The organism is Bacillus sp. UNC69MF (assembly GCF_000746035.1).
Taxonomy (GTDB): Bacteria; Bacillota; Bacilli; order Bacillales; family Bacillaceae; genus Bacillus; species Bacillus velezensis.
Genome location: NZ_JQKM01000007.1, coordinates 35,318 through 58,109, shown reverse-complemented (window position 1 = coordinate 58,109; position 22,792 = coordinate 35,318). Strand labels below are relative to the sequence as shown.

General features: G+C 44.1%; 23 protein-coding genes. 6 read left to right on the top strand and 17 right to left on the bottom strand.

Annotation, left to right across the window (positions count from 1 at the left end; translation table 11 throughout):
- Nucleotides 1-336: 336 nt before the first annotated feature.
- The 3 genes from BR62_RS0106790 to hpaB all read left to right on the top strand — a co-directional run bounded on the left by BR62_RS0106790 (nucleotide 337) and on the right by hpaB (nucleotide 4,604).
- Nucleotides 337-2,511 (top strand): glycoside hydrolase domain-containing protein, encoded by a 2,175-nt coding sequence (locus tag BR62_RS0106790; protein ID WP_032870217.1) that lies wholly within the window; start codon nucleotides 337-339, stop codon nucleotides 2,509-2,511.
- Between the two features lie 72 nt (nucleotides 2,512-2,583).
- Nucleotides 2,584-3,009: a hypothetical protein gene (locus BR62_RS0106785; protein ID WP_032870215.1), complete on the top strand. Its 426-nt coding sequence runs from the start codon at nucleotides 2,584-2,586 to the stop codon at nucleotides 3,007-3,009.
- A 149-nt stretch (nucleotides 3,010-3,158) separates the two neighbouring features.
- On the top strand, nucleotides 3,159-4,604 hold the full coding sequence (gene hpaB, locus BR62_RS0106780) for a 4-hydroxyphenylacetate 3-monooxygenase, oxygenase component (protein ID WP_015239074.1): 1,446 nt from the start codon (nucleotides 3,159-3,161) through the stop codon (nucleotides 4,602-4,604).
- A gap of 55 nt (nucleotides 4,605-4,659) precedes the next feature.
- Here the strand turns inward: hpaB and BR62_RS0106775 are convergent, their stop codons facing one another.
- Entirely contained in the window at nucleotides 4,660-4,902 is a 243-nt protein-coding gene (locus BR62_RS0106775; RefSeq protein ID WP_007408994.1) for a DUF2651 family protein, read from the bottom strand.
- A 334-nt stretch (nucleotides 4,903-5,236) separates the two neighbouring features.
- Here BR62_RS0106775 and glpT point away from each other — a divergent pair, with 334 nt between their 5' ends.
- Nucleotides 5,237-6,571 (top strand): glycerol-3-phosphate transporter, encoded by a 1,335-nt coding sequence (gene glpT / locus BR62_RS0106770; RefSeq protein ID WP_003156725.1) that lies wholly within the window; start codon nucleotides 5,237-5,239, stop codon nucleotides 6,569-6,571.
- A gap of 95 nt (nucleotides 6,572-6,666) precedes the next feature.
- Nucleotides 6,667-7,554, top strand: coding sequence for a glycerophosphodiester phosphodiesterase (locus tag BR62_RS0106765; RefSeq protein WP_015416714.1), 888 nt, complete (start codon nucleotides 6,667-6,669; stop codon nucleotides 7,552-7,554).
- Between the two features lie 179 nt (nucleotides 7,555-7,733).
- Here BR62_RS0106765 and BR62_RS0106760 read toward each other — a convergent pair whose 3' ends face one another.
- From BR62_RS0106760 to BR62_RS0106745, 4 genes are all read right to left on the bottom strand, one after another.
- Nucleotides 7,734-7,982: a DUF2651 family protein gene (locus BR62_RS0106760; protein WP_032870213.1), complete on the bottom strand. Its 249-nt coding sequence runs from the start codon at nucleotides 7,980-7,982 to the stop codon at nucleotides 7,734-7,736.
- Between the two features lie 76 nt (nucleotides 7,983-8,058).
- Nucleotides 8,059-9,261, bottom strand: coding sequence for a hypothetical protein (locus BR62_RS0106755; RefSeq protein WP_032870210.1), 1,203 nt, complete (start codon nucleotides 9,259-9,261; stop codon nucleotides 8,059-8,061).
- A gap of 61 nt (nucleotides 9,262-9,322) precedes the next feature.
- Nucleotides 9,323-9,949 (bottom strand): hypothetical protein, encoded by a 627-nt coding sequence (locus BR62_RS0106750; RefSeq protein ID WP_231559578.1) that lies wholly within the window; start codon nucleotides 9,947-9,949, stop codon nucleotides 9,323-9,325.
- Nucleotides 9,950-10,396: 447 nt separating this feature from the next.
- On the bottom strand, nucleotides 10,397-12,016 hold the full coding sequence (locus BR62_RS0106745; RefSeq protein ID WP_015239073.1) for an APC family permease: 1,620 nt from the start codon (nucleotides 12,014-12,016) through the stop codon (nucleotides 10,397-10,399).
- 185 nt (nucleotides 12,017-12,201) lie between these two features.
- On the opposite strand from BR62_RS0106745, the gene BR62_RS0106740 reads away from it, so the two are divergent.
- The gene (locus BR62_RS0106740; protein WP_003156732.1) at nucleotides 12,202-12,462 is read left to right on the top strand and encodes a hypothetical protein; all 261 of its coding nucleotides are present in this window, start codon (nucleotides 12,202-12,204) and stop codon (nucleotides 12,460-12,462) included.
- Nucleotides 12,463-12,507: 45 nt separating this feature from the next.
- Here BR62_RS0106740 and BR62_RS0106735 read toward each other — a convergent pair whose 3' ends face one another.
- The 12 genes from BR62_RS0106735 to BR62_RS0106680 form a co-directional block, all read right to left on the bottom strand.
- On the bottom strand, nucleotides 12,508-13,206 hold the full coding sequence (locus tag BR62_RS0106735; RefSeq protein WP_032870205.1) for a YqeB family protein: 699 nt from the start codon (nucleotides 13,204-13,206) through the stop codon (nucleotides 12,508-12,510).
- Nucleotides 13,207-13,315: 109 nt separating this feature from the next.
- Nucleotides 13,316-13,564: a sigma-G-dependent sporulation-specific acid-soluble spore protein CsgA gene (locus tag BR62_RS0106730; protein WP_031378862.1), complete on the bottom strand. Its 249-nt coding sequence runs from the start codon at nucleotides 13,562-13,564 to the stop codon at nucleotides 13,316-13,318.
- 80 nt (nucleotides 13,565-13,644) lie between these two features.
- Nucleotides 13,645-14,127 (bottom strand): DUF4879 domain-containing protein, encoded by a 483-nt coding sequence (locus tag BR62_RS0106725; protein WP_032870202.1) that lies wholly within the window; start codon nucleotides 14,125-14,127, stop codon nucleotides 13,645-13,647.
- A 103-nt stretch (nucleotides 14,128-14,230) separates the two neighbouring features.
- Nucleotides 14,231-14,410 (bottom strand): hypothetical protein, encoded by a 180-nt coding sequence (locus BR62_RS0106720; RefSeq protein WP_032865246.1) that lies wholly within the window; start codon nucleotides 14,408-14,410, stop codon nucleotides 14,231-14,233.
- Between the two features lie 13 nt (nucleotides 14,411-14,423).
- On the bottom strand, nucleotides 14,424-15,566 hold the full coding sequence (locus BR62_RS0106715; RefSeq protein ID WP_020955253.1) for an ABC transporter permease: 1,143 nt from the start codon (nucleotides 15,564-15,566) through the stop codon (nucleotides 14,424-14,426).
- Complete coding sequence (locus BR62_RS0106710) at nucleotides 15,563-16,750, bottom strand: ABC transporter permease (protein WP_032870199.1); 1,188 nt, start codon at nucleotides 16,748-16,750, stop codon at nucleotides 15,563-15,565. Before BR62_RS0106710 ends, BR62_RS0106715 begins: the two co-directional genes overlap by 4 nt.
- 8 nt (nucleotides 16,751-16,758) lie before the next feature.
- On the bottom strand, nucleotides 16,759-17,694 hold the full coding sequence (locus BR62_RS0106705) for an ABC transporter ATP-binding protein (RefSeq protein WP_032870197.1): 936 nt from the start codon (nucleotides 17,692-17,694) through the stop codon (nucleotides 16,759-16,761).
- 141 nt (nucleotides 17,695-17,835) lie between these two features.
- Nucleotides 17,836-18,480 carry a response regulator transcription factor gene (locus BR62_RS0106700; protein ID WP_032870195.1) on the bottom strand — a complete coding sequence of 215 codons (645 nt, stop codon included), beginning with the start codon at nucleotides 18,478-18,480 and terminating at the stop codon, nucleotides 17,836-17,838.
- A 4-nt stretch (nucleotides 18,481-18,484) separates the two neighbouring features.
- Complete coding sequence (locus tag BR62_RS0106695) at nucleotides 18,485-19,615, bottom strand: sensor histidine kinase (RefSeq protein WP_032870194.1); 1,131 nt, start codon at nucleotides 19,613-19,615, stop codon at nucleotides 18,485-18,487.
- Between the two features lie 10 nt (nucleotides 19,616-19,625).
- Entirely contained in the window at nucleotides 19,626-20,339 is a 714-nt protein-coding gene (locus BR62_RS0106690; RefSeq protein ID WP_007408981.1) for a YjjG family noncanonical pyrimidine nucleotidase, read from the bottom strand.
- 91 nt (nucleotides 20,340-20,430) lie between these two features.
- A complete protein-coding gene (locus BR62_RS0106685) occupies nucleotides 20,431-21,816 on the bottom strand; it encodes an amino acid permease (RefSeq protein WP_015416703.1) in 1,386 nt (461 codons plus the stop codon).
- A 424-nt stretch (nucleotides 21,817-22,240) separates the two neighbouring features.
- Entirely contained in the window at nucleotides 22,241-22,672 is a 432-nt protein-coding gene (locus tag BR62_RS0106680) for a MarR family winged helix-turn-helix transcriptional regulator (protein WP_011996235.1), read from the bottom strand.
- Nucleotides 22,673-22,792 lie beyond the last annotated feature (120 nt).

The following is a 22,792-nucleotide window of genomic DNA, read 5'->3' as shown; positions in this document are numbered from 1 at the left end:
TTATGTTAATGACAATATAGCCAATCATAAATCCGTCCAACTAACCATTTTGACCGCAGGAAGAGATGTGAACAGCCCTTAAAATGACTATATGACTACTACTTATGATTCTTGTCATTTTTGATTAAGTGATAAAGTTACTTTAAACCGCTATTCATTTTGTTGTTTTTGTATCAATTGTCATAGCGAGGTCTTTTCCTATCAATGCCTCTCTTTCGGCGTTTGTTCTGCTGCCGTGATGGGGCTCTCCTTGGATAAACCCCTGCACCCATGACAAACTGTCATACGTTTGCCACCTATGAATGAACGCACAATACACATAATGGAGGGATTGCAATGGACGAAATGGTCCTGGAAACACAACAATGGCTGAATGAGACGTACAAAGGCAGACACGGGTACAACAAAGTGCCGGAAAACGGAAAAACGGGCTGGGATACCATTTACGGTCTGACACGGGCGCTTCAAATTGAGCTTGGTATTTCAGAACCTGCCGATAACTTCGGACCGACGACACAAAGATTGTTTAAGCCGTTGAAAAAGCAGACTCCCGATTCTAAGCCGACAAACATGAATTACATTCTGCAGGGGGCGCTGTGGTGTAAAGGTTTTAACCCCGGCGGATTTTCAGGCGTTTTCTATGAAAATACCGAAAGCGCTGTAAAAGAGTTTCAAAAAGCGGCCGGGCTCACTAAGCAAGACGGCATCGTCACGGCACTCATTATGAAAGCCTTGCTGGATATGAGCGCTTTTCGGTTAGTAGCGGGAGGCGACAAAAAAATCCGCCAAATCCAGCAGAACCTGAACCGGGATTACAATGACTACATCGGCTTGATGCCTTGTGACGGCTTATATGCCCGCGATACAAACAAGGCTCTCATTTATGCCCTGCAAAAAGAAGAAGGCATGAGCACAAGCGTCGCCAATGGATTTTTCGGAAACGGAACGACCAGCTTATGTCCTACCTTGACTCCCGGCGATTCACGGACAGGCTTTGTTTTGATTGTTCAATACGCGCTTTACTGTAATGGGAAATCATTTGACCCCGGTGAATTCGACGGAAAATACGGCGTCGGCGTTGTATCGGCAGTGAAAGCTTTCCAAAAGTTTATGTGCCTGCCGCAGACCGGTTATGCGGACATGCCGACGATTAAAGCTTTATTATCAAGCTCAGGCGACACAACACGGGCTGCTTCAGCTTGTGACACCGCTGCCATTTTGACGGCAGATACAGCTAAAACTTTGCGTGAGAATGGCTATAAGATCGTGGGAAGATATCTGACCGGGAATGTGCGGACAAGCAGCGGACTGACATCGAAAGCGTTGACGTCAAAAGAACTTTCCGCGATTTTCAATGCCGGCTTAAGCGTGTTTCCGATTTATCAGGACGGCGGCTATGAATCTTCTTATTTTGTAAAAGACCAAGGAACGAGAGATGCGTACAGCGCTGCATCAGCCGCCCGAAGATTAGGTTTTCCGTCAGGAACGACCATTTACTTTGCGGTCGATTTCGATGCGTATGATTATGAAGTCACGGATAAAATCATCCCTTACTTTCAAGAAATCAAGTCAGCTTTTATGAAAATGCAGGCGTTCTCAACTGCGCCGAAATATGAAATCGGCGTATACGGACCGAGAAACATTTGTATCCGGACGTCAGAAGCAGGTCTGACCAAATATAGCTTTACGGCTAACATGTCGACCGGATTCAGCGGCAACCTCGGATACCCGATGCCGAAAAACTGGGCTTTTGATCAATTTTATGAAGGATCAATCGGAAGCGGAGCGGGAAAAGTCGCCATTGACAAAGACGGATACTCCGGAAAAGACTCGGGTGCAAGCAGCGTCCATCCGCCTTCTGATCCCGTGTATGATGCAAGACTGCGCACACTGACGGATATTTTAACAACCATTCCTGCTTTAGAAAATATATCGAATCTTGCGAATGCCATGTTTGAATTCGACAAGACAGAAACCATTTATGCATCACCTGAAATGGATATTCTTTTATCTACTTCACTTTTGGCAACAGTGCCAAGCGAAGGTTCTCCCAACACAGTTACCATTACAAATGGCAAACCGGGAGCTTATATTACCGGTCTGATGGGAGATTCACAAGTCTCTTTTACAGCATCACAAATTGATTCCTATCAAAACCTGCTTAACAGTCTGAGCTTGTCAGTCCGCAACGGTTATTTAGAAGTATATATCAATCCGTCTGCGGGATCGCTGAATATTCAATTTAAAATTTATACACCTGATATTCCGGTCGGTGACAGTGCTACAACTGGACTAACAACTACCATTACATTTAAAATAAAACAAAAGAGCTTCAGGTTGCCGGATTCCGAAGAAGTGTACTCTCCGGATTGGGATTCTGTCGTGAATACCATGGCTATTGCAGGCGCAGGAATTATTGTTATTGTAGGGATCGGTGCTTTAGTCGTTTTAGCACCTGAATTAGGAGGAGCGGCAGCCTTGTTCAGCACGGTTTTATCACTATTTCTATAATTGAACAGGCAGCTCCTTGCTCCAGGAATGCTCAATGAGTATTCTTGGAGTTATTTCTAAAGGAGGATTCGCATGAAGATTGATATGCAGACATACAAGGACACCGTTCAAAAAATAGAAACCGATTTGATTCCGCGAAGTCAAAATGACGAAGAACTGCTTACATACTTAATGAAACAAGATTCGCTCACACTGAATCAAATGAAAATGTGTTTCGCTGAACCGCCCCTCACCTTCCAACATACTGTCAAAATCGTATGTACAGTCACATTCATCACGTTATATATCTTTTTTTTCAGCACTCATTTTAATGATTTGATTGAAATGGCTCTGCAGATGGTTTTCGGCCTGGCCGGCCTTGTTTGGGTTATTGCTGTATTTCCGTTTTCAAGAAAAATCCAAGTGTCTGACCGTTTCAGACAAAAATCTGAAAACACCCGTATCACCGGAATGATAGACTTTGTCCTCGAACAACGATACAAAGACATGATCAGTTAAAAACCCCTCTGCTTAAGGGGTTTTTTTATTATGCAATCCCTTCACCCCCCTTATCAAAAAGGCTCTTCCCCTTTGGAAATAACCGGAACACCCAATTTCGTTTTCAATATAATGAGGTAGTGGATCTGCAAAGAAAGAAGGGCGACATGATGGGTATCATTAATGGCAAAATGTTCATTGACCGATTAAATCAGCTTGGAAATGAGATTTGGCTTGATGGTGAAAAGATCGAGGGACGGATTTCTGAACATCCCGCATTTAAGGGCCTTCTGGAAACGAAGCGCTCTCTTTATGATTTGCAAACGAAACCGGATATGAAAGATCAAATGACTTACAGTCTTCCCGGTAAAAAAGAACGGGCCGGGCTTTCATACCTGCAGCCGAAAACGAAAGAAGACGTAAAAAGAAGAAGAAACATGTTCGAACATTGGGCCAGACACACGCACGGAATGATGGGACGAAGCCCGGATTATATGAATACCGTGCTGATGAGCTTCGCCTCCTCTGCCGCGCTTTTGAAAGACCGCGAGCATTGTTTTCCGGAACATGTTCAAGCGCTGTACGAACGCGCTGCTGCACAGGATCTTTCTTTTACGCACACGTTTATCACCCCTCAGGTGAATCGTTCACAAATGGGTGTAAACGTATCGCCGACACCTATCTCGGCAAAAGTCGTCGATAAAAATGAAAAAGGCCTCATCATACACGGCGCCCGGATTTTAGCCACACAAGGCGGCCTGACGGATGAAGTGCTCGTGGTTTCTCTGCCTAAAATGTATTTTGAATCGGATGAAGCGTTCGCTTTTTCAATCCCTTCCAATACAAAGGGAGTAAAATTCATCTGCAGGGAATCTTTCGTACTCGGAAAATCATCGTTTGATTATCCGCTCAGCTCAAGATATGAAGAAATGGATTCTATCGTTGTATTTGATCACGTTTTGGTCCCTTGGGAACGCGTATTTTTTTATAATAATTACGAGGCGGCTTTTGATTTTAATATGAAAAGCTCTTTTAACGCCTTCTCATTTCATCAAGTCATCACGAGACAAATTGTAAAGACGGAGTTTCTCCTGGGCCTCGCCCAAACGCTTGTCGAAGCGATAGATGTGGGCGAATATCAGCATATTCAGGCTAAGATGGCTGAAATCATCACCGGTCTGGAAACGATGAAAGCCCTTTTGGAAAAGTCGGAGAATGATGCGGAAACAGATGAATGGGGTTATATGCGTCCGAGTGTCACTCCGCTTCGTGTGGTCAGCGCGATTTTTCCCGACATCTACCCGCGCTTCACGGAAATCATTCAGCTGATCGGGGCAAGCGGAATGGTGACTTTGCCGACTGAAAAAGCGTTCCGTTCTGACATCAGAGGAGACCTTGACCAATATTTGCAGGCGGCCGAATTGAACGCTGAGGACCGGGTAAAAGTGTTCCGCCTCGCATGGGATTTGACCATGAGCCCCTTTGGAACAAGACAGACACACTATGAGCGGTACTTCTTCGGTGACCCCGTCCGCTTAACCAGCCATCTGTACAGAAGCTATCCGAAAGAAGAACAGACCGCGGTCATCAAGGAATTCCTGCACATTCATAAATAAAACAAAGCAGAGAGCGCATCTCTGCTTATGATAGCTGGATCGGCTGCCGCCGATCCTATTTTTTATTTTGGCTGATCACCACCATCGTAATATGCGATAACGCGAAAGAGACAAGCGTATACACAACGGCCCACCCGATAAACGAGAAATTCAATACGGTAAAGGTGCATATAAGGCAAACGGCCAAAGCGGCAGCCGGCATAATGAACGCGTTTTTAAACAGGTACGTTCCGGCGACTGACAAGATGATGATACAAAGCGGCAGAACACCGAACGCAAAATCCAATTCATCAATCAACAGATGCACTCCCTTCGCTTTTCTTAGTCCGGCCTAACACATCTTATGCCTGAGTACAAAATCGAGTACTTCAAATCTTTCGCGCTCCGGCTGATTTTCCCTCCGGTTATTTATTCAAAAAAATGAAAACTTTCCTTAAAGCGTTTACATTCACGTCAGACTGTGATAATTTAAGAAAGCGCTATCATACACAAGTTAATGATTTTTGGATGGAGATGAGGAGAACCAGGAAACCCCGCCCTTTCACAAGGGTGATTTCTGGTTCTTTTTGTCATTTTCAAGGAAAGGAGTCATACATACATCATGATAGACGTTCAGCAAAGGGGAGGATATGATGTTTCAATTGTTTAAGCCGGCTCCGCATATTGAGAGATTGGATGATTCAAAGACGGATGCGGCCTATAAACGGCTCAGGCTGCAAGTATTTTTGGGGATTTTCATCGGGTATGCCGGGTATTATTTGCTTCGCAAAAACTTTGCCTTCGCTATTCCTTATTTTCAGGAACAAGGGTTTTCAAAAGGGGAACTTGGCTTGGTGCTTGCGGCCGTATCAATCGCTTACGGCTTCAGTAAATTTATTATGGGGATGGTGTCTGACCGCTGCAACCCGAGGTATTTCCTTGCGACGGGTCTGTTTTTGTCAGGTGTCGTAAACATTTTATTTGTTTCCATGCCGTGGGTCACGTCAAGCGTGACGATTATGTTTATTTTTATGTTTATTAACGGATGGTTTCAAGGAATGGGCTGGCCGCCTTGCGGACGGACGATGGCTCATTGGTTTTCCATCAGTGAACGCGGCACGAAAATGTCGATATGGAATGTCGCCCATAACATAGGCGGAGGTATTCTCGCCCCGCTCGTGACTCTCGGCATCGCCATGTTTGTTACTTGGAAAAGCGTGTTTTTCTTTCCGGCGATTATCGCCATCGTCATTTCATTTGTGATTGTTCTTCTCGTACGGGACACGCCGCAATCCTGCGGGCTTCCGCCGATTGAAGAATACCGGAATGACTATCCGAAACATGCGTTCAAAGACCAGGAAAAAGAGATGACGACCAAAGAAATTCTTTTTAAATACGTGCTGAATAATAAATTTCTGTGGTATATCGCATTTGCCAATGTCTTTGTTTACTTCGTACGGTACGGTGTCGTTGACTGGGCGCCGACTTATTTGACGGAAGCGAAAGGGTTCTCTCCTGAAGATTCCAGATGGTCTTATTTCCTTTATGAATATGCGGGAATTCCGGGAACGATTTTGTGCGGCTGGATCAGCGACCGGTTTTTCAAAAGCCGCCGCGCGCCGGCAGGCGTACTGTTCATGGCCGGCGTATTTATCGCTGTATTGGTCTACTGGCTTAACCCTGCCGGTCATCCGCTCATCGATAATATCGCGCTGATCAGCATCGGCTTCTTAATCTATGGACCTGTCATGCTGATCGGGCTTCAGGCCATTGACCTTGCGCCTAAAAAAGCGGCGGGAACGGCAGCCGGCTTAACCGGGTTTTTCGGCTACATCGGAGGCTCTGCTTTCGCCAACGCCATCATGGGTTATGTCGTAGACCGCTTTGACTGGAACGGCGGCTTTATCATGCTTATCTCCTCATGCGTGCTGTCCATCGTCTTCTTGGCTATGACGTGGAATACGGGCAAGCGGGCGGAGCATGTGTAAGAAAACAACATAAAAGATTAATATTTTTGCAGTACAGCATTTACAACGATTTTCTACACTAGAGACAGATATTGATTTTTAAGGGGGAAGAAAACATGCGGAAACATAAATTGTTTGCTTTGGTATTGCTTTCATTCGGTTTATTGTCATTCATCGTCACGCCTGTATCAGCGGCAGGAAAAGGAAACCTCTTGTCTCCTGACAGAATTTTGACCATTGCCCATCGCGGTGCTTCGGGATATGTCCCGGAGCACACGATCCTTTCTTATGAAACTGCGCAAAAAATGAAGGCTGACTATATTGAGCTGGATTTACAAATGACAAAAGACGGCAAGCTGATCGTCATGCATGATGAAAAACTGGACCGCACCACAAACGGACAAGGCTGGGTGAAGGATCATACATTAGCCGAGATTCAAAAGCTCGACGCCGGCTCTTGGTTCAATAAGGCCTATCCGGAAAAAGCAAAACCGAATTACGCCGGACTTCGCGTTCCCACACTTGATGACGTGTTAAAACGGTTCGGCAGACATGCAAACTATTATATTGAAACAAAGGCGCCCGAAACATATCCGGGTATGGAAGAAAAACTGATCGCTTCACTGAAAAAATACAAATTGGCAGGTAAGCATGCGAAACTTGGACAAGTTATCATTCAGTCTTTCAGCAGGGACAGCCTTCTGAAAATCAAACAGCTCGATCCGAAACTTCCCGCTGTCCAATTGCTTGAAGCGGAACAGATGACGTCAATGACTGACGCAGATTTAACGGACATTAAAACATATGCCGTCGGAATCGGACCGGATTACAAAGCGCTGAACGCTCAAAATGTCCGAAACATTCGCAGCCACGGGCTTCTGCTTCATCCTTACACCGTAAACAGCGAGGCGGACATGCGCCGTCTGCTGAATTGGGGCGTAACCGGTGTGTTTACCAACTATGCGGATATATTCCAAAAGGTTAAAAAAGAATACAAATCATAAAGCCACATGGGTTCGGAGATGATGCCGAACCCATTTTTTTTGCCCGATAATGCAAACGCCGTCATGGGTTATGTAGCGGGCGGAGCATATTATTAAAGCTTACATTCACCTTTATATTAATTAAAGGTATCACTGTAATTGTGAATTACCTATGATACCTTACAAACAAAAGGATATAATTATTTATTTCTATTATCTATTTTCTTTCTTATACTATTTGTAATAGACGATAATACAAGTGATACTAAACCATAGACAACCACCCATCCCCAGAAGGATAGATTAAAAACAGTGAACATTAATATGACTGAAACAACTATACTGACAAGCGGCATTATATACACTTTTTTGAAAATATAAGTGAATATAATCGATAAGATGATAATAGAAAGTGGTAAAATACCAAAAGCAATATCTAGCTCATCCATTATTATTCTCCTTTGTGAATTTAATTTCTCCCTTTAAATATACTCACTCAGCTATCTAGCGATTTAAAAAATGTATCTATCCACTCCATACTTCTTTGTTTTTCTTAATCATAAAAAAGTCATATTCAGAAACATGGGTATTGTTAATAATTTTTTCAAGTCCTCTGATAGGAGTAGATTTTAATTTTTTTCCGTTTTTATAAGAGTAAGAATTAATCACATATTTCCCACCCTTGCTTATTTCTAACAAGAAAATTTCAGACTCATCAAAATAAGTGAATTTTGCTTGGTTTTCAAATTTTGTCGACCTATTTAACGGAATTTTTTTTCCCGGCTTCATACTTTTCAAATCGAAAGTATAAAGTATTGAATTAGCTGCCAAATGATATAAAGTGTCATTTTTCACAAAAAAGTTATTAGTGGAAAGAGGAATTGCCAGTTGAGAAATTTCATCAGGGATATTATAACTGCCTAAAGGATATGCCCCTTTAAACTTTTTATGCTCTAAATCAATTTCTGCTACTTTGAATTGTACTTTGTTTGATTTATCCGTTTGGTTATATAGTATAAAAAAGGCTGAGCTTTTTTTAACTATTATTTGTGAATAAACACTCCAATTTTCTTCATTTAATATAGGAATTGTTGTTCCTTTCCCTACTGTAACTTTATCTTTATCTATTTTAATACCCTGAAAAGTCGGTGTTTTGATTGAAGAATCTTCATTTATCACGTAAATATATTCACCGTCATTACCAGTACTTGTATAGAAACCCGGAATAATCTTTTCATGAAATCCACTGCCGTTACCCCATCTAATTAAACTATTATAATGGTTTTCACCGACTCCTTGATTATTCAAAAAATAAAAGATATGTTCTTTTATTAAATGGCCTGATGATTGCCCATAACTTGTATGTACTTGATGTTGCATCGGGAATTTTTTAAAGTTATCACCTATCATATAAACTTCTTTTTTGTCCTGTCTAACTATGTTTTTTTCATCTTGTGCAATGGTTCCAACCTCAATAGCATCTCCTTTTACAGCTGTTGCTGCTCCTTTTTCATCAATGTATACAGTATAACTCCCATCTTTAGGATAATCTATTGTAGCTGAATAATATATAGCTGCAATTTTATCATTCAAGAAATACTTTTCCTTTTCTTTTTCAGTTTGTTTAACGTCAGAAACTGAATTAGTATATTTAAAAGTTCTAATACATATAAATATACCTATTAATACTATGACCGCAATTATAATAAGCCACTTAATCTTGTTCAAATATAATCTCTCTCCTTAAAATAATATGACTTCCTAAATAAACTTAGTGAGTGAAAATAATTCATCTAAATGTTTTAATAGTTTTTGTATAACTGGAATCTCTGATGTCTCTTGGATAGACGCCCATACCTTTATCTTTATCCATATCTATACCAGCCTTTAGCTTAAAAGCTGACCATAATAGTTTTGAACAGTTTTTATCACCATAATGACTCGATTTTCTATTTGTTGCAAAATTATATGAATAACCATCCTTCCCAACCCTGCTGTAACCCCAATTTACTGAATTATTTTTTTTAGAACTAGAAACTTTCACATTTTGAATTACAGCGTTTTTTTCGACCTTACGTTTCGATGAAGCTATTGCACGAACACCTTTTTTAGGGACCGATTCGACAATTTGATTTCCCTTATAGTACATACCGACATGTCCATGTGGAAGCCCAAAAGTAGATGCAGGTGTATAGTAAACATTACCTTTAGAGCTTGATCCTATAATTTTCGGCCCGCTATTCTTGCCCATTGTGCTCATTCTATTACTTTTATCTTCTTTATCTAGCTTTTCTTGCTTCTTTAATTCAGTTTTAATTTCCTCTAAGATCTCATTAGATGTTTTATTATCTTTTTTCGACAGATTCGGATTCATTTTCAATATGTAGTTTACTGTTTCTGAATTATACGAGTCCACAGCCTTAACACTCGTAAAACCTCCAAATACTAAGGGAGTAACGATGTATAATGTTGCAAAAAAATCTTCGCATTTTCATACTTATTATCCCCAACTATTTACTTTCCCATATTTTAATTTATTATACAATTATTTCAAACACAACTTACGTACTGTATTTTCTCTATGATTAATTATTTGTTTTGTCGCTAAAACTTTGACTTGAAGTACAGGAAAACGGATGAAGTTACGGAGAAGAAAGAAGTTGCCCAACATATCTTTTACATTCATTGTTTAATATGGAAGACAGTTATTGATAAGGCGGAGAAATCATGAGAAAAAAAGAATACTGTCCTTGGTTGCCTGTCGTTAGGCTTTCTCATTCATCGTCACGTCTGTATCGAACCCATGTTTTTTGCCCGATCAAAAAACCTTGCGGGAACGTTACCGCAAGGTTTTTATTAATCATTACTCTTTTCCGGCAGCGGCTTCCGCCTGTCCGCCTTTTAATTGATCGTTGATTGCTTTGGCGTCTTTCAAATACTCAGTCTTGAATCCGCTCTTCAGGGCCCACGCATAGAAGGCAAGGGCAACGATTGCGATCAGCCCCATATCCCAGCCGTACGGAATGATGTTCAGACCGCCGAATTTTTCACTTCCGAGCCATGAAATGACCATCATGCTGAGCAGATAGACAACCATCCAGACGCCGCCTTTAAAGTTTCTGCGGAATCCTTTCCACTTCGCTTTCGCTTGGTAGTAGAAATAAATCGGAAGGCCGATCAAAATGATAAACAGCACCTGCCCTGTTAACGGCCAGCGCGCCCAATACAGCACGAGAGACGCGAACACGAAGCCGAGCGGTGCAACCACGCTGAGGCCTTTCAGACGGAGAGGCCGGTACAAATCCGCCGCCGTCCGCCGCAGCGTCATCACCGTCACGGGACCCGTGATATAAGAAATCAGCGTCGCAACGGAAATGATTTCAGCAAGCACGCCCCATCCTCTGAATAAAAACAGAAAGATAAACGATACAATCAGGTTGAAAATCATCGCTTGGCGCGGCACGCCGTACAGCGGATGAAGCTTTCCGAAAATGCTCGGCATATATTTATTTTTTTCCATGCCGTAAATCATGCGTGACGTCGTAGCGGTATAAGTGATACCCGTTCCCGACGGAGATACGAACGCATCCGCATAAAGAATAATGACAAGCCAGTTGATATTCAATGCGATCGCCAAATCGGCAAATGGAGAGTTAAAGTTCAGGTGACTCCAGCCGTGAACGATCATGGAAGGTTCAACCGCACCGATAAATGCGATTTGCAATAGGACGTAAATGACGGTTGCGACCAGCAGCGAACCGACAACCGCAATCGGAATCGATTTGCCGGGATTTTTTGCTTCTCCGGCCATGTTAATCGGGCTTTGAAACCCGTTAAACGCAAATACGATACCTGATGTGGCCACCGCCGTCAGCACGCTCGCCCAGCCGTTCGGCGCAATGCTTGAACCGGATGTGAAGTTTCCGCCGTGAAAACCGGTAAACAGCAGCGCTCCGATTGTCAGCCCCGGAATAATAATTTTAAAGATGGTAATCAATGAATTCGCTTTTGAAAATAAGTTAACTGTCCAATAATTCAGTAAAAAGTAAATAATCAGTAATACGGATGCGAAGCCGAGCCCCTCTCCCGTAAGAGTGCCGTTGTGAACGAGATTGCTTGTCCATTTTGCCCATTCCCACGGCCATGAGCTCATGTATTGAACAGACGCAACCGCTTCCACCGGAATAACGGAAACAATCGCAATCCAGTTTGCCCATCCTGCGATAAATCCAATAAATGATCCATGAGAATATTGAGTATATTTTACCATTCCCCCGGCTTCCGGGAACATTGAACCCAATTCACTGTAAGAAAGTGCGATAAACAAAATAACGATCATACCGATAATCCAGGATATAATTGCGGCAGGTCCCGCAATCTGAGCTGCCCGCCACGCCCCGAATAACCAACCGGAGCCAATCATCGACCCAAGTCCGACCATCATGAGTGCAAACGTTCCCATTCTGCGATGTAATTGATTCATAAAGTTAACACCTTTCAATTAAAATATGACTCCAGCGCTATCATATATTTATAATATTATTCTGAAAATAGTTTTGTCAATCTTTATCGCATTAAAGCAGAAAGCCAAAATTACCCTTCCGATGTTTAAACAGCCGTTAAGCGGGAATAACTACTGCAAGCCAGAAATAGAAAGGAGTTTTTATCGTGAAACAAAAACTGCTCATTTCAGGACTTGCCGTGTCGACTGTCGGAGTGACTTCCTACCTGCTCAAAGATAAATCAAACCGCCAAAAGGTGATGAACTTTATCCGCAATATGAAAACATCGCTCTCCGGGAAGCAGGATATTGAATCATTCCCCGTCAACAAAGCAGGCAACCCGCATCCCGAAGATATTGAAGATAACAAAATGGTATCCGAAGGCTCCATGTACCCGGTTCAATATTATGATGACAAGAAGAAATAATCTGTTCCCGGGCTGCCCGGCCGTATCAAACGGCGGCAGCTTTTTTCATGCAGACGGCGTTTGATAGATCCGCCAATATTGGCGCGATCCTTTCTCCCGCACGGTAATGCCCAGTTTGGATATTTCCGCTTTCAGCTCTTTCGCATCAGCCTTTTCCTCCTCTTTCAGCGCCTTTTCTCTCGCTTTTAAAAGAGCATTTGCCCCTGGCTCCAAATCCGGCGTGTCCGGCACCCACCGTTTGTATTCTTCTTTAAAAGGATCTTCCGTCCCCATCCAGACATACCCATGCGCGCGAAACGCATCAGCCGCTTTTTCAACCGCGGGCTCAAGCTTCTCCCGAAAAAGCTCCTGCCCTTCAGTCCCCAATAAGACAAGATGCTTTTCATCCGTAAACACACCGGAAATGCTGTCTTTCGAAAACACGCTTTCTTCATTATATATGGTTAAGGACACCTCGCTGTCCGTCACGACCGCCGTAAGACATTCTTTAAAAACAGTCCGCGTCAGCCACATTCCCCCGATTAAGCCGATAACGGCGGTTGCAGCCGCAGCCTTCCATCCGTGAAAAGAAGCGATCATTTCCAGCGGCCCGATAACAGGCAGCCAATCCAATGTTACGGCCCACTTCGCAATGACCGGCAGAAACCATCCGATGACCAGCCCCAATAATGGCGGCACCAGAAAAACCAAAGCTTTTTCAACCGATGACAACTCAAGAACCGTCTGTTTTTTTATTTCGTTCATGTTTCTCCTCCGTCTGTGTTTTTCACAACTATCCATTATACAAAGGGTTGGATGATTCTGTAAACTGTTTCCGAAACAATAAAAAGCCTCCCGACCGCCGGGAGGCTTTTTAAAACAGGAGCTCATATACTTCATTCAATTCCATCGTGCGCTTCTCATCCTGCTCGTTCTCAGCATATTTGATTTCCTTTTCAAGCAGTTGATTCAGCGCGTCCATTTCCAAATCATTTAGATCTTTCACGAACTCGCCCTCATTTGCATAATGCTTCACCTGAAGCTTTTTATAAATCCCCCGGCACACATCATGCTCCAAGTGGTTCGAAAGCGACTCGCGCAAATATCCGAGTGTCCTGTCCATCATGTAAGCCCTCCCTTTTCTTTAGGAATAGCTTCCCGGAAAGAGAGAAAAACTATACATGAAAGCACCGGGCGGCTGTTTTAACTCTGTACCTGAATGGAGAAAAACCCGCTGCTTAACGGAGTGTACGGCCCGTTCAGCCCCGTTGCGGAGAAAGAGAATGTTCCTGAACTGACATAAGAAAGAGGAACACTGTAATATTTAATATAGCCTGTAACGATATTGCCGTTTTTCGTATATTCATCTTCCAGCGCTTTTGACGTAAGATTTGTAATATTCGTTCCGTTGTTAAACGCCTGGATCGTATTATTGTTCGGATACCCTTGGAAATATACGGCTAAATAACCCGTTGTACCCTTCATCGGTTTTGATGCGCTGATTTGGTTCGGCCCGATATTTTCCCATTGGTAACTCTGACCGTCAGACGTCACACCGATAATACGGATTTGTGTTAAAGCAGGAGCCGGCGCCGCAGACGCTGATGGAGCCCACAACCCGCTCACAAGCAACAAAACAGCGGCGGCCGCCGCGAATAGCATAACGAGTCTCTTTTTGTTTTTCATGTTTCTTCCCCCTCTTATTCTTTTCGTAGAATCCTATACTATTTTACACGATTTACAAGGAAAAAGATTACATTTTATAAAAGAGTCCGGAACACTTTGTGAACTAGATATGAAACGCTCTTGAAACGCCGTTGATCATGAGAAAGATGCCGCAGATTCTTAACACGACTCTCGAACTTCTGTCATCTTTACCGAAAAAGGTTTTTCCGAGCCGCCCGATCCATACGTTCATTGCAACTCCCGCGAGCAATTCTATGATTCCGATCATTTCTGCCATATACAAAGCAGCCACCCTTCTAACCGTTTTTTTTCATATGACGGCTTATCATATAAAGTGATAAGACCAATGACGCTGCACCGACAGCAAGAAACAGGCTCAGCGGCACGATCTGCATGCTGCCTCCGCCATTGTTTTGAAATGCGCCGATCGCCCATTTTTCAGGAGTAAACAACGACAGCATGCGCATGTACTCCGGAGCCGCGTCTAATGTGAAGAAAGCCCCTCCCAATAAACCCGTGACAGCTATAAAAACGGAAGCAAGCGACGTGAATTGCTTTTGGCTCTTCATGAACGGTATCACGGCCATCGTTACAGCAGTCAGCGCAAACGAGCAGGCCGCAAGCACCGCTCCCGCAGCAAAAACATGATCAGCAAAACGGATATGCAGCATGAATGTTCCGGCAGCGAGGATCACGATAATATGGAGAAGTCCGAAAAGATACGCCGCCGCAAACTTAGAGATTGCATATGCCGTATAGGAAACGGGCGTGCTCAGCAATCTGTCATATGTATGATTTTCTTGTTCATCTATAAATGATCGCAGGCTTTGGACTGCAACGAACCAGATAAACATCACTAAAAATCCGATAAGTCTGTCGGCTGCCTGTCCGCCTTCATAAACGTGATGGCGGTCAACATTGACGGCGGAATGACCCTGAATATCCTTCAAGAGATCAGCTGCCGCCTGCTTCCCGTCGGTGTGCAGCGTGCGGGATATCACTTTTGCATCGCGGACTATTTTTTTCAGCTCGCCCGCCTGCTGCGCAATCAGCTGCTCTGTCAAAACAGCATCACCCTTTTCTTCATTCTGAATAAATGAAACGTTCAATTCATCTCCGGAAAATAATGTCTCTTCAAAATGAGAGCCGATCAGCAATCCAAAGGATATATCCTGATGATGAACCTTTGTTTTTAATACATCCTCCGTGACCTTCGTGAATTTTATATGGCCGGCTTTCTGAATCATTTTCATAAATTGCGCTGAATAGGCGCTCTGATCCTCATCAGCTACATATACTTCCTTCTGCTGACTGCCATCCGCAGAAAAGGAAAAGAAATATGTGAGAAGGAGCGGGGCGGAAATCGTCGCAAAGATGGCAGCCCGATTTTGCAGCATCAGTTTCAGCTGATGTCTGATCATGAATAACAGCTGCGTCATGAAACAGCCTCCTTCCGTTTAAACACCCAGATGGTCAAACATAAAAACACGGCGCCGATGGCGGCAAGCTCTGCCAAATCCGTCGAAATACCGCTCAGACCGGCATGCTGCGTGACACTGACATAGCTGTTGATCGCTTTGCCGTTCGGTATCAGCTCCTGCACGATTCTCAAACTGTCAGGCAAGCTGTCTTTTGCGATAAAGCTTCCGCCTAAAAAACTGAATCCGTATAAAATGGGAGCCGCCATGCTTGAGACGGTCTCGTGGTTTTTTGCAGTAAACCCCCAAAGAAGCACGATACTGCCGATCGCAAATGAATAAACAATCGTAACCAGCAATATTTCAAACAAATTGCCCCATTTTACCTGATACAAGATGCTGCTTGCGATGATGACGGCAGCCATTTGCATAAGGATGGCAAGCATGATTCCCAAAAGCTTCCCCGCCACATACTGGATACGTAAAACAGGCATTGATTTGATTCTGAATAACGTGTGCTGCTGTCTCTCTTCCACTATCCCGTGAATGAGCGCAAACGCGGTCATAATGGAGAACATGACGACCATTGCGATTGAATAATACTGCATCGCATCAATCGGAGCCGCATGATTGCCGGCCGACTGTTTCGGAATGGTGACAGCCTGTTCACGTTCACCCGAAAGGCCGCTGATGATTTTGCTGGCATCTCCCTTTGACAGATGTCCCGACTTCTTCAGCACCGCTTTTTCTTCACCGATCTCCGCTTTTACTCTGGTGACAAACGAATCAGCCATCATTTCCACAATGTCTCCGTTTACAGAGCCTTGTTGGTCCGAGATGACTTTGATACTTGTTTTTTCATTGTGTTCTGCCGCTTTTGCAAAGCCTTTCGGCACGTATACAAAAACGGAGACTTTGCCGCTTTCGACAAGCTGTTTCCCTTCTTGGAAACTGCCTATGTCTTTTACACGGATGAGATCAGTTTGTTTCAGCACGTCATTCTTTAATACGTCGCCCAAAGAACTCTCCGCGTGATCCGCATTATAAAACGCGGTCTGAAACGGCTTCACTTTCGAATCGCCGTGAAAAACCGTTCCTAAAATAAAAATCATCAGTGCCGGAAACAGAATCAGTTTTATATAGAAAGACTTTGCTCCGGCCAATAACCGAAAATCTAATAAGATCAGCCTGAATAATATTTTCATGACGCCCCCTATGAATCCCGCAGCGTTTTGCCGGTGAGCCGGAGGAAAATGCTTTCCAGATTGGCTTCCTCGAAATGAATGCCTTTAATGGTGATACCGGTTTTCCTGATATCATCCGCAATATCAAGGATATTGCGATCTGCCGCAGAGACGAGCATCGTAATGGTCTGCTGGCTGACAGCAGCCTCGGCAACACCGGGAATGCGGCGAATTTTTTTAACGGCATCATCATTCAGCCCCTCTGCATTCACGATCAGGGTATCAGAGGCTTTAGCTGACTGCTTCAATTCATCTTTCGTCCCGCAGGCAATGATTGAGCCGTGATCCATGATCGCCGCTTTTTCACAGAGGTATTCGACCTCTTCCATGTAATGACTCGTGTAGATGACGGTCATCCCTTTTTCTTGATTTAACGTCTTCACGGTTTCAAGAATGTGGTGTCTGGATTGCGGATCAATTCCGACGGTCGGTTCATCTAAAATGAATAGTTTCGGTTCATTCATTAGCGCGGCCCCGATATTCACTCGTCTTTTCATGCCGCCTGAAAACTCAGATATCTTTTGATTTCGCTGTTCCTTTAATTCGATGATGTCCAGCACTTCATCAACCCGTTTCCAAAGTTCCTTACCGGAAAGTCCGTACAGACTCCCGAAAAAAGCCAAATTATCCTTTGCGCTTAACGCTTGATATAAAGCGATTTCCTGCGGGACGACTCCCATCACTTTTTTTATGGCCGCAGGCTGCTCCTGTAATGAGGTTCCGTCAATGCAGATTGTTCCGCCCGTCGGCGGGAGCACGGTGCTGATCATCGACACCGTTGTTGATTTACCGGCGCCGTTTGGTCCCAGGAGACCGAATATCTCTCCTTTTTCGACGCGCAGTGATATATGATTGACAGCGGTAAAATCGCCGTACTTCTTTGTCAAATCCGTTAATTCGAGCATTCGTGCAGCACTCCTTGTGTCATATCTGCACTTATTCTACTCTTGGCGATCCTTGTTTTCTATTCACTTTCGTACTCGATATGGGTATTACTTTCGTCATATGTTTAGTGATAAAAAGGGAGAGAGGAGGGTGAAGCGGGGTTATAGCAGTTTTTGCAAATATAAGGTAAGCTCGGTTCTGTTTGACACTTCAAGTTTATCGAGGATTCTGGATACATAGTTTTTCACAGTGCCTTCAGTCAGAAATAAGTCTGCGGCAATGCGTTTATTGCTTTTGCCTTCCATAATGTGTTTCGCCACATCAAGCTCTCTCGGCGTGAGAATCTCCTTCAGCTTTGACCGCGGCTCTTTCTGCACCGCAGGGATCTCCATATTGTTCAGCGCTTTTACGACGGAAACCGTGATTTTGGTATTCAGCATCATCTTCCCTTCATAAACGGCTTGAAGGGAGGCGGTAATTTCATCTGAATCAGCATCCTTCAAGAGATAGCCGTCGGCTCCGCTTTTCAGCCCGGCAAAAATATAGTGATCATCTTCAAACGTTGTCAGAATGATGACTTTTACGGACGGATATCGCGCTTTTACCGCTTTTGTCGTTTCGATTCCGTCCATACCGGGCATTCTGATATCCATCAAAATCACATCGGTTTCGGTTTGAGAAAGCAGTCGGAGAACCTCTTCGCCGCAAGAAGCCTCTCCCGATATTTGAATTCCTTCATGAAGACTCAGAATCATTTTCAGCCCCTCTCTCACAATGGACTGGTCGTCTGCAATCATGACATTCACTTGATTATTCCTCCTTGCATGGAATCCTTATTTTCACGTCAAAACCCGTTTCCTTCCCGGAAGAGAAAACAGCCTCTCCGCCAAGTGCGGCCGCTCTTTTCTCAATTCCTTTCAGACCATTTGATTTTATGATCGTTCCGCAGGCTGAGCCGTTATTATGAATATGCGCCAATATCATGTTTCGGTTTTTTTGAATCCGGACAGAAACATATGAAGCATGTCCATGTTTTATCGCATTCGTAATCGTTTCCTGAACGGATTGATAAAGACAATGCTTCACATCCGGCTGTTCCGCTTCTATGGCCGCGTCCATCTCCAGCTCGAAGCGTATGCCTCCCGCCTCTTGAAAATGGCTGAAAATGTCACGGAGCTCTTGCTCAAATCCCCGCCCCGGCAAAGAGCCCTGCAGCAGCATAACGGCCTGGCGAAGCTTTAAAATGGATTCTTTCGTAAGATCATGCGCCTTATGAATGATCTGCTTCACTTTGTCCGGCTGATGCCCGGCTGTCTTCCCGGCAAATTCCAAATTCATTTTCAGAGCAGCCAGATAATGACCGAGAGAATCATGCAGCTCCTGCGCAATTCTAGTTCTTTCTTTCGTAACGGCCAGTTCCTCAATCCGGTCTGAATATTCCTTCAGTGTGTCATTAGCGATCTTCAGCTCTCGGTTCAGCAATTCAACCTTCGACTTCTCCTGCAGGTTTTTCCGATATAAATAAATCACCGCAAACATGATGAAGTATGGCGGCACGATATCACTGACACCCGCTCCGCCGGCGTATAAAGCTGCGGCAAATGCGGCGGCATTCATCGTTAACAAAACAGCCGAAATCTCCTTATCAGTAATAAGCACCTCCGCCAATAAAAGCACCATTACGGCCTGTGCCCCCACACTATAGACATTGTACAAAAGTACTCCCGCGATAGCGTTGCTCAGGAGAAAAGAGCCTTGATATACAGCCGGCCTTCTCTTCATATATAGCGGCCGCAGGCAGTCATTAGCCGTCAGCATCATCACGAGCACAGACAAAAAAACCTTCAGCTCCCCCCGGCCGGGAGGAAGCTGAAGAATCGCATGAAAGATTGATAGTAATGCAAAACCCCTGATCAGTAACTTCGTATGTGCAATCTTCATCGAATTCTCCTTACAAATGAGCGGCGGCTTTCCGCTCCACGTTCAGCACATCATACAGCTCATCAAGCGAATGAATCTCGTACGTCGGGATGATTCCGGACTCATTTGCTTTCTTTCCGGGATTAAACCAGCACGTATCAATTCCCGCCATCTGACCGCCTTTTATGTCCGCGCTCAGTGAATCGCCGATAATAAGTCCGCCCTCGGCAGAAAAACCGGGAATTCTCGCAAACACGTAATCAAAGTATTCCTTCATCGGCTTTTGAAAACCCGTGTCCTCAGATACAAACACATCTTTAAAGAACGGATACAGACCGGAGTCGCCCAGCCGCTTATATTGTGATCTTGAGACGCCGTTCGTCACGATGTATAAATCAAATAAAGGACTCAGCCGTTCAATCAGCTCATAAGCTCCGTCTATCATCTGGTGCCCTTCTTCTAAGTATTGGCGGTACGCCTGATTCATCAGCACGCCGTCGGCTTCGAGGCCGTATTCTTTAAACAAAAGGGCAAACCGTGTATTGACCACTTCATCGCGGGTCATTTCCCCCTCTTCAAACGCCTTCCACAGCCCTTGATTTAACGCTTTATAACGGGCTTCCACCTCTGCCGTCAGCTCCAGCTTTGAACCTTGAAACAATTTTTGAAGAGCATCGGTTTCTGAAGCGGTAAAATCCAGCAGCGTATTGTCTATATCAAATAATAACGTACGGTAATGACTCATCGATGTTTCCCCCGGTTCTGCTTTTTTTAACCAGTATACCACTCGCGGACAAGCCGAAAAAGACACCCCTGTAAGAGAGTGTCTTTTTGAATTATACAGCGTCTTCTATTTTCGATTTTTCACCAGGCATGCGCTTGCCGATACCGAACGCATAATAGCTGACCGTCACAATCGCCAGGAAAATCACCCCGACAACCAAAGAAATCCGCGTATCTTTGTTAAACCACATGCCGATCAATACCATGAGTAAGAAAGCGATCGTCAAATAGTTTGTAAACGGCGCAAAAGGCATTTTAAATGGATGCTTATCAAGCTCAGCGCCCTTCGCTCTTCTGAAACCGAGATGGCTGATTAAAATGACGAACCACGGAATCATTCCCGGCAGCACACTCGCGCTGTACACATAGACAAAAATTTTCGGAGGCGCGATGTAGTTCAGCACGACACCGATCACAAGTCCGATTAATACGGCAAACGTACCGAATATCGGCACACCGCTCGAAGAAACTTTCTTAAAGAATTTCGGGGCCTGTCCATTCACGCCCAATGTATAAAGCATGCGTCCCGCACTGAATATCCCGCTGTTGCATCCGGACATCGCAGCGGTAATCACAACAAAGTTAATCAAACCGGCCGCCGCCGTAATCCCGACTTTCGCAAATGTCGAAACAAACGGACTGCCGAGTGAGTGAAGCTCATTCCACGGATATACGGTAACGATTACGAAAATCGCACCGATGTAGAAAATTAAAATCCGCCAAATAATACTCTGAATCGCGCTTCGCAGCGTTTTTTGCGGGTCCTTCGCTTCCCCTGCCGTAATCCCGATCAGTTCGACCCCTTGATAGGCCGCAACGACCAAAGACAAGGCAAAGAAAAATCCTGAAAAACCATTCGTAAAGAAACCGCCGTGCGACCATAAATTAGATAATCCGATTGCATGCCCTCCGTTACCGAAACCGAAGAAAATAATCCCGATTCCGGCCACAATCATCAGAATAATGGTGACGATTTTGATCATGGCAAACCAAAATTCAAACTCACCGAAAGATTTTACCGAAATTAAATTCGCCGCACCGAGAATGGCCATGGCGATAATGCCGGGAATCCATGCCGGCAGATCAGGAAACCAATATTTCATATACGAACCGACGGCGATAATTTCAGACATCCCGACGATCACCCATTGAAACCAGTTGCTCCACGCCGTCATATAGCCGGCTAACGGATGTATATACTTATGGCCGAATGTCGCAAACGACCCTGTACTCGGCTCTACATAGAGCATTTCGCCCATCGCACGCATGATAAAAAAGATAAAGATACCCGAGATCGCATAAGCCAGCAGGACAGACGGCCCGGTCCATCCGATCGTGCTGGATGACCCCATGAATAAACCGACACCGATCGTGCCGCCCAGCGCAATCATCTGTATATGACGCGCGCCTAAGCCTCTCTTTAATTCTTTGTTTGCCACTTCGCTTCCTCCTCTTAACAGCTCTGATATATGTGAAATAATGAAGCAGAAGGTGCACCTGTTGAACCTAACTCACTCTTCATTTCCCGCAATATTAGAAATATTCTATCTTTCTATTGTTATATAATCTCCAATTTCCTTATTCCATCATAATAAATTTTCGTGGAAAATACAATTGTTTTTTTCAGGTAAACACCTTACACCCTAAACCAATAGACTAAAAATAAAGCGCTTTCATTTTTAATGAATTATGAATATTGAGATAATAAATGCCGCAGCCTCCGAGAAACAGGATGTCCCTGGAGAAACATGTTCCGCCCCCTATTCAATATTATTTTTGCTAAGCAGAATGGCGTAAAGTCTTACTCTCTTCCATTCTCCCTTGTATACGCCATAATCCTGCTTAACCGGCAAAAATCATGCATTAATCGATAAATGCCTCATTCAGCCGCAGCAAAAGCCGGCCGAACTTTTCTTTTTCATCGCCTGACCAATCGTCAAGCATATGTCGGTATCGATCAAGACGCATCTTTTTATCAGCTTTTAACCTCTGTTTGCCAAGCTTCGTAATCGCAAACAGACTGACCCGCCCGTCAGAAGGATCGGAAAAACGCTGGATCAGCTCTTTCGACTCCAAGGCCGCGGCCTGGCGTGACAATGTGGAAATATCCAGCTTAAAAGATTCGGCTAATTCCTTTACACGCGCCGGTCCGAATTCATCCAGCTGCCGTAATAACAAATACGCAGCCCTTTCCAGATGTCCGATTTTACGGTCGGAGTTATCAAGATAAACAGCTCTCCTGATAAAAGTGGTGAGCTCATATTCAATTAATTCAATCGGATCTTGTTTTGACAACAGCCTCACTCCTTACAATTGACAACAGCAATATTAGTTGTATAATACAAACATATGCACATTTACTCAGAAAACATATAGAAAGATTTTGCATACATATATTTGTATAGTACAAATATA